This is a genomic window from Pleomorphomonas carboxyditropha (genome assembly GCF_002770725.1).
Taxonomy (GTDB): Bacteria; Pseudomonadota; Alphaproteobacteria; order Rhizobiales; family Pleomorphomonadaceae; genus Pleomorphomonas; species Pleomorphomonas carboxyditropha.
In genome coordinates this window covers 130570-136884 of record NZ_NQVN01000014.1, presented here as the reverse complement: position 1 = coordinate 136884, position 6315 = coordinate 130570, and the positions used below count along the sequence as shown (strand labels likewise).

Sequence of the window (6315 nt, the reverse complement as noted above, 5' to 3'; positions counted from 1 at the left end):
CCCGACATCTGTGTAGCTACGCTCGCCACCCCCATAAAACGCAACGACGCGTTCTTTGAAAGAAACGCTGTACTTGGACATAGAAAACCCCCGAACGTTGGTGTCCAACTTTCGGGGGTCAGTTCAGAGCGCCAGCCGGCCTTGACTGTCCCGGGATGGGCGGAGAGCTCAGTGCTCTTCCTCGTCGCCGACATCGCCGATCAGGTCGGACATGTCGCCGCCGTCCTCGTCTTCCTCCTCGAGGAAGACGTCGTCCTCCGGCGTCTCGTCCTCGATGTCGGAATCCTCGATATCGGGCACGTCGTCGCCGTCGGCGTCCTCGGCATCCTCGAGGCTGACGAACTCTGGAGTGAGCGTGCCCACCTCGGTGATCTCCTCCTCGTTGTCCTCTTCGTCGTCGATGGCGGTCGCCGGCCGGGCCCGCGCCGCCAGTCCGGCGTCGAACTGGGCACCGCATTTCGGGCAGAGAATGGGGGAACGGTTGAGATCGTAATACTTCGCGCCACAGCTGGGGCAAAGACGCTTCAGCCCAAGTTCAGGTTTCGCCACGGTCGGCCTCGCGTTGTCAGGTAAATCGGGCAGGCACATATAGGCAAACCGGGGGGTCTGTCAAAGGTGAATTGGTGGCGATGGCCGGGCAATCCGGCCGGCTCGCCCTCTCCGGCGGCCGCTTCGGGCAAGTGACGCGGCCGTCCGGCTATGCTAGAGCGGCCGCAACACCTACGGAACCCCGCCGGGGCGAGAGGTGCCACGGCGGGCGCCATTGAAAAATGCGCCCCGGTATTCCGTTCGTGAATTTCTCATGCCATTGAGGGCGGTGAGCAATTCACGACCAGTTCAACGAGCGGGTGCGTCAGCATCTTCGCAAGTTCGTATCAGGTGTTCCGCTCCATGGCTTCCCAGGCGATCGCCCGTCCGCTGACCTCCCTGACATCCGCCCCGCTCCGGGGCCGTGTCCGCGTTCCCGGCGACAAGTCGATCTCGCATCGCGCGCTGATGCTCGGTGCGCTCGCCGTCGGCGAGACCGTCATCACCGGCCTTCTGGAGGCCGAGGACGTGATGAATACGGCGGCCGCCATGCGCGCCTTCGGCGCCACGGTGATCCGCGACGACGCCGGCGTCTGGCGGGTGAACGGCCTCGGCGTCGGCGGCCTGCTGGAGCCGGCCGGTATCGTCGACTTCGGCAATGCCGGCACCGGCGTGCGCCTCACCATGGGCCTTGCCGCCGCCCAGCCGATCGCCGTCACCTTCACCGGCGACGCCTCCCTCATCAAGCGGCCGATGGGCCGGGTATTGGAGCCGCTGTCCGAGATGGGCGTCGAGGTGATCGCCCGCTCCGGCGGCCGCCTGCCGCTCACCATGCGCGGACCGCGCCTGCCGCTGCCGATCACCTACCGGCTGCCGGTGTCCTCGGCGCAGGTGAAGTCGGCGGTGCTGCTCGCCGGCCTCGGCACGCCCGGCGTCACCACGGTGATCGAGCCGGTGTTCACCCGCGACCATACCGAGCGCATGCTGAAGGGCTTCGGAGCCGACATCGAAATTTCCGACGAGCCGGGCGGCGGCCGCCGCATCGCCCTGGCCGGCCGGCCCGAGCTGAAGCCGCAGGCGATCGACGTGCCGGCCGACCCGTCGTCGGCCGCCTTCCCGATCGTCGCGGCGACGCTGGTGGAAGGTTCCGACGTCACCGTCGAGGGCGTGCTGATGAATCCGGCCCGCATCGGCCTCATCGACACGCTTCTCGAAATGGGCGCCGACATCGAGGTGACGGCCGAGCGGACGACCGGCGGCGAGCGCCTCGCCGACCTCCGGGTGCGCCATGCCGAGCTCAAGGGCGTCACGGTGCCGGCCGAGCGGGCGCCGTCGATGATCGACGAGTATCCCATCCTCGCCGTTGCCGCGGCGGCGGCCAGCGGCGAAACGCGCATGCCCGGCATCGGCGAGATGCGGGTCAAGGAATCCGATCGCCTCGCCGCCGTCGCCGCCGGCCTCCGGGTCAACGGCGTCGCCTGTTCCGAAGGCCCCGACTGGCTGTCGGTGCGCGGCGGCCGCATCGCCGGCGGCGGCAGGGTCGTCACCCATCTCGATCACCGCATCGCCATGAGCTTCCTGGTGCTCGGCATGGTGGCCGGCAACCCGGTGAGCGTCGACGACGCGTCGATGATCGCCACGTCCTTCCCGACCTTCGAGGCGCTGATGACCGGCCTCGGCGCCTCCTTCGAGGCCGCGGAGGCGGCCGATGCCTGAGATGTCCGACGTCTCGGCGAACAAGCCGCTTCTCATCGCCATCGACGGACCGGCGGCGGCCGGCAAGGGCACGCTGGCCCAGAGCCTCGCCGGCCGGCTCGACCTGCCCTATCTCGATACCGGACTTCTCTACCGGGCGATCGGCAAGCTGATGCAGCTCGCCGGCCTCGACCTCGACGACGCGGCGGCGGCCACCGTCGTTGCCGGGAAGCTGACGCCGGCCGACCTTCGGCGCCCCGACCTCAGGGGCCGCGAGGCCGGCGAGCTCGCCTCGCGCGTGGCCGTCCATCCGGGCGTCCGCGCCGCTCTCGTCGCTTTCCAGCGCGATTTCGCCCACGGACCGCGCGGCGCCGTGCTCGACGGCCGCGATATCGGCACGGTGATCTGCCCCGACGCCGACGTGAAGCTCTACGTCACCGCGAGCGCCGAGGTGCGCGCCCGCCGCCGCACCGACGAGCTCCTCGCCAAGGGCCGGGCCGTCGATTACCAGGCGATTCTCGCCGAGGTGAAGGCCCGCGACGCTCGCGACAGCGGCCGTGCCGAGGCGCCTCTCCGGCCGGCCGACGACGCCATCGTCATCGACACGTCGGCGCTGGGGCCGGCCGAGGTGCTGGCGACGGCGCTGTCCTTCGTCGAAAATTGGCGGCAGAGGGACTAAATCCTCGCCGTGCGGCGCGAAAAGGCGCGAAATTCCGCCTTTTTGTGCCTTGATACCGCCGGCATCCTCCGCTATAGAAGCCCGACTTTCGGGCGGAGCCCCTGGCCCCGCCCGTGAAGCTGTTCATCCTCGTCCGTCCGGTCGAAGTCGCGTCGGCACCCTGCCTTTGGGCGTGGGTCAGGTGGTTCACCGGATCGGAGGGACGGGGCAACTCTTACCCGCCGACGCCGCCGGCCTTGCCGGCACCCCAGGAGTTTCAATGTCTCAACTCAATCCCACCCGCGAGGACTTCGCCGCCCTGCTCGCCGAGAGCCTCACCGCTTCGGACGTGGCCGAGGGCACCGTCGTCAAGGGCACCATCGTCGCCATCGAGAAGGACCTCGCCGTCATCGACGTCGGCCTGAAGGTCGAGGGCCGCGTGCCGCTCAAGGAGTTCGGCGCCAAGGCCCGTGACGGCGAGCTGAAGGTCGGCGACACGGTGGAAGTCTACCTTGAGCGCGTCGAGAACGCGCTCGGTGAAGCGGTCCTGTCACGCGACAAGGCTCGCCGCGAAGAGAGCTGGGTCCGTCTCGAAGTCGCCTTCGAGAAGGGCGAGAAGGTGGTCGGCCAGATCTCCAACCAGGTCAAGGGCGGCTTCACCGTCGATCTCGACGGCGCCATGGCCTTCCTGCCGCGCTCGCAGGTCGACATCCGCCCGGTGCGCGACGTCGCCCCGCTGATGCACACGCCGCAGCCCTTCCAGATCCTGAAGATGGACAAGCGCCGCGGCAACATCGTCGTGTCGCGCCGCGTCGTCCTCGAAGAGACCCGCGCCGAGCAGCGCTCCGAGCTGGTGTCGAGCCTCGAGGAAGGCCAGATCGTCGACGGCGTCGTCAAGAACATCACCGATTACGGTGCGTTCGTCGACCTCGGCGGCATCGACGGCCTGCTGCACGTCACCGACATCGCCTGGCGCCGCATCAACCACCCGTCCGAGGTGCTGTCGATCGGCCAGCAGGTCAAGGTGCAGATCGTCCGCGTCAATCAGGAGACGCACCGCATCAGCCTCGGCATGAAGCAGCTCGAGAACGATCCCTGGGATGCCATCGAGGCCAAGTACCCGGTCGGCGCCAAGTTCACCGGCCGCGTCACCAACATCACCGACTACGGTGCCTTCGTGGAGCTGGAGCCGGGCATCGAAGGCCTGATCCACGTCTCCGAGATGAGCTGGACCAAGAAGAACGTCCATCCCGGCAAGATCGTCTCGACCAGCCAGGAAGTGGAGGTCATGGTCCTCGAGGTGGATTCGGTCAAGCGCCGCATCTCCCTCGGCCTCAAGCAGACGCTGCAGAACCCCTGGGAAGCCTTCCTCGAGAAGTATCCCGTCGGTTCGGTGGTCGAAGGCGAGGTCAAGAACAAGACCGAGTTCGGCCTGTTCATCGGCCTCGACGGCGATGTGGACGGCATGGTCCACCTCTCCGACCTCGACTGGAACCGTCCGGGCGAGCAGGTCATCGAGGAATTCGGCAAGGGTGACGTCGTCAAGGCGGTCGTCCTCGACGTCGACGTCGAGAAGGAGCGCATCAGCCTCGGCATGAAGCAGCTCGGCGGCGACCCGATGGAATCGGCCGGCGAGATCCGCCGCAACTCCGTGGTCACCTGCGAGGTGGTCGAGGTCAAGGAAGCCGGGCTCGAGGTGCGGATCGTCGACACCGACATCACCGCCTTCATCCGCCGTGGCGACCTCGCCCGCGACCGCAACGATCAGCGCGCCGAACGCTTCGCCGTCGGCGAGAAGTTCGATGCCCGCGTCACCCAGTTCGACAAGAAGACCCGCAAGGTCGGCCTGTCGATCAAGGCCCTGGAGATCGCCGAGGAGAAGGAAGCCGTCGCTCAGTTCGGCTCCTCCGACTCGGGCGCCTCGCTCGGCGACATCCTCGGTGCCGCCCTCAAGGCCCGCCAGGAAGGCGAATAAGCCGGCGCAAAACGCCGCTTCCGGACAGCGAGAAAGGCCCGCCCCGCGCGGGCCTTTTTTCTTTCTACGAATTATTACCACTGCGCCCAAGGTATCCTTGACGAGAGCAAGCATCGGGACAATATTAATAACTGTCCACTCGATCCGAGTCCGGACGTCAAGACGGGCCTCAACCTTCGAGGCTTGCCGACCTCAAACGATGCTTGGCATCGCAAGGTCAGAAACGAGGGCGTCGCCGAACACGACGCCCTTTTCTTTTTTTCAACTATGATTGAAGTCGTTTAGACTTGGCACCAACTCCCGATGGTGTCGTCCGGGCCGGAGGGCCCGCCCGGAGCATCGGACCGAGAAGTGGAATCCGGTTTTCGGAACATCCGATGCGATAACAAAAACTAGATCGTTGCGCGTTCGTCAGGACGCACGACGATCTGGCGGTTTGTCTTGCCGGCCGGCCGCCGTGCTGCTACCTCAGGTCCATCGCAACCGGCAAGCGGGGAGGCGCCTCATGACCCTTGAAGCGGATGCCATCGTCGAGCGGCGGCGGTTGAAGCGCCGGCTCTATTTCTGGCGCGGCATCACTCTCCTGCTCGCCGTCGGTGTCGCCGTCGCCTTCGGGCTTTATGCCGGCGGCGGCATGTCGAGCAAGAGCGCGCCCCACATCGCCCGCGTCACCGTCTCCGGCATGATTCTCTCCGACGCCGGACAGCGGAAGATGCTGAAGGACATCGCCTCCTCCGATGCCGTCAAGGCGGTGATCGTCGCCATCGACAGTCCTGGCGGCACCACGGTCGGCGGCGAGGAGCTCTACGACGGTCTGCGCGACATCGCCGCGAAGAAGCCGGTGGTCGCCACCATGGGGACGCTCGCCACCTCGGCCGGCTACATGACGGCGATCGCCACCGACCGCATCTTCGCCGAGCGGACGTCCATCACCGGCTCGATCGGCGTGTTGTTCCAGTACGGCAACGTCGGCGCGCTGATGCAGAATATCGGCGTCGAGGTGAAGACCATCAAATCGGCGCCGCTCAAGGCCGAGCCGTCGCCCTTCACCTATCCCGAGCAGCCGGGCGCCGCCGCCATGATCCAGCGGCTCGTCGACGACACCTACGCCTGGTTCATCGACATCGTCGCCGAACGGCGCAGCCTGGCCAGGCCCGATGCGCTGAAGCTCGCCGACGGTTCCGTCTATTCCGGTCGGCAGGCGCTCGATCTTCGGCTGGTCGACGAGATCGGCGGCGAGGATGAGGCGGTCACCTGGCTTGAAGGCGCCAAGGGCATCGGCAAGGATCTCAAGGTGGTCGACTGGGCGCCCGAGCGGCCCTATGCCGGCTTCGGGATCGCCGACCGGGCCATGGCGGCGGCCGGCCGCCTGATCGGCATCGATCTTTCGGCATGGAATAGCGAAGGTCGGCTTGACGGCCTCGTGTCAGTTTGGCACCCTTAAGGCTCGAACCTTCAA

The 6315-nt window shown here is 67.0% G+C and carries 5 protein-coding genes; 4 read left to right on the top strand and 1 reads right to left on the bottom strand.

Going from position 1 to position 6315, the window contains the following annotated elements:
* Positions 1-168 precede the first annotated feature (168 nt).
* A complete protein-coding gene (locus tag CJ014_RS18535) occupies positions 169-549 on the bottom strand; it encodes a TIGR02300 family protein (RefSeq protein ID WP_100081974.1) in 381 nt (126 codons plus the stop codon).
* A 342-nt stretch (positions 550-891) separates the two neighbouring features.
* Between CJ014_RS18535 and aroA the strand changes: the two genes are divergently transcribed.
* From aroA to sppA, 4 genes are all read left to right on the top strand, one after another.
* Positions 892-2244, top strand: a complete 1353-nt coding sequence (gene aroA / locus CJ014_RS18530) for a 3-phosphoshikimate 1-carboxyvinyltransferase (protein ID WP_100081973.1) — start codon at positions 892-894, stop codon at positions 2242-2244.
* Entirely contained in the window at positions 2237-2902 is a 666-nt protein-coding gene (gene cmk, locus CJ014_RS18525) for a (d)CMP kinase (protein WP_207765802.1), read from the top strand. Before aroA ends, cmk begins: the two co-directional genes overlap by 8 nt.
* 259 nt (positions 2903-3161) lie before the next feature.
* Positions 3162-4856, top strand: coding sequence for a 30S ribosomal protein S1 (rpsA, locus tag CJ014_RS18520; protein ID WP_100081971.1), 1695 nt, complete (start codon positions 3162-3164; stop codon positions 4854-4856).
* Between the two features lie 505 nt (positions 4857-5361).
* Entirely contained in the window at positions 5362-6300 is a 939-nt protein-coding gene (gene sppA / locus CJ014_RS18515) for a signal peptide peptidase SppA (RefSeq protein WP_100081970.1), read from the top strand.
* Positions 6301-6315 lie beyond the last annotated feature (15 nt).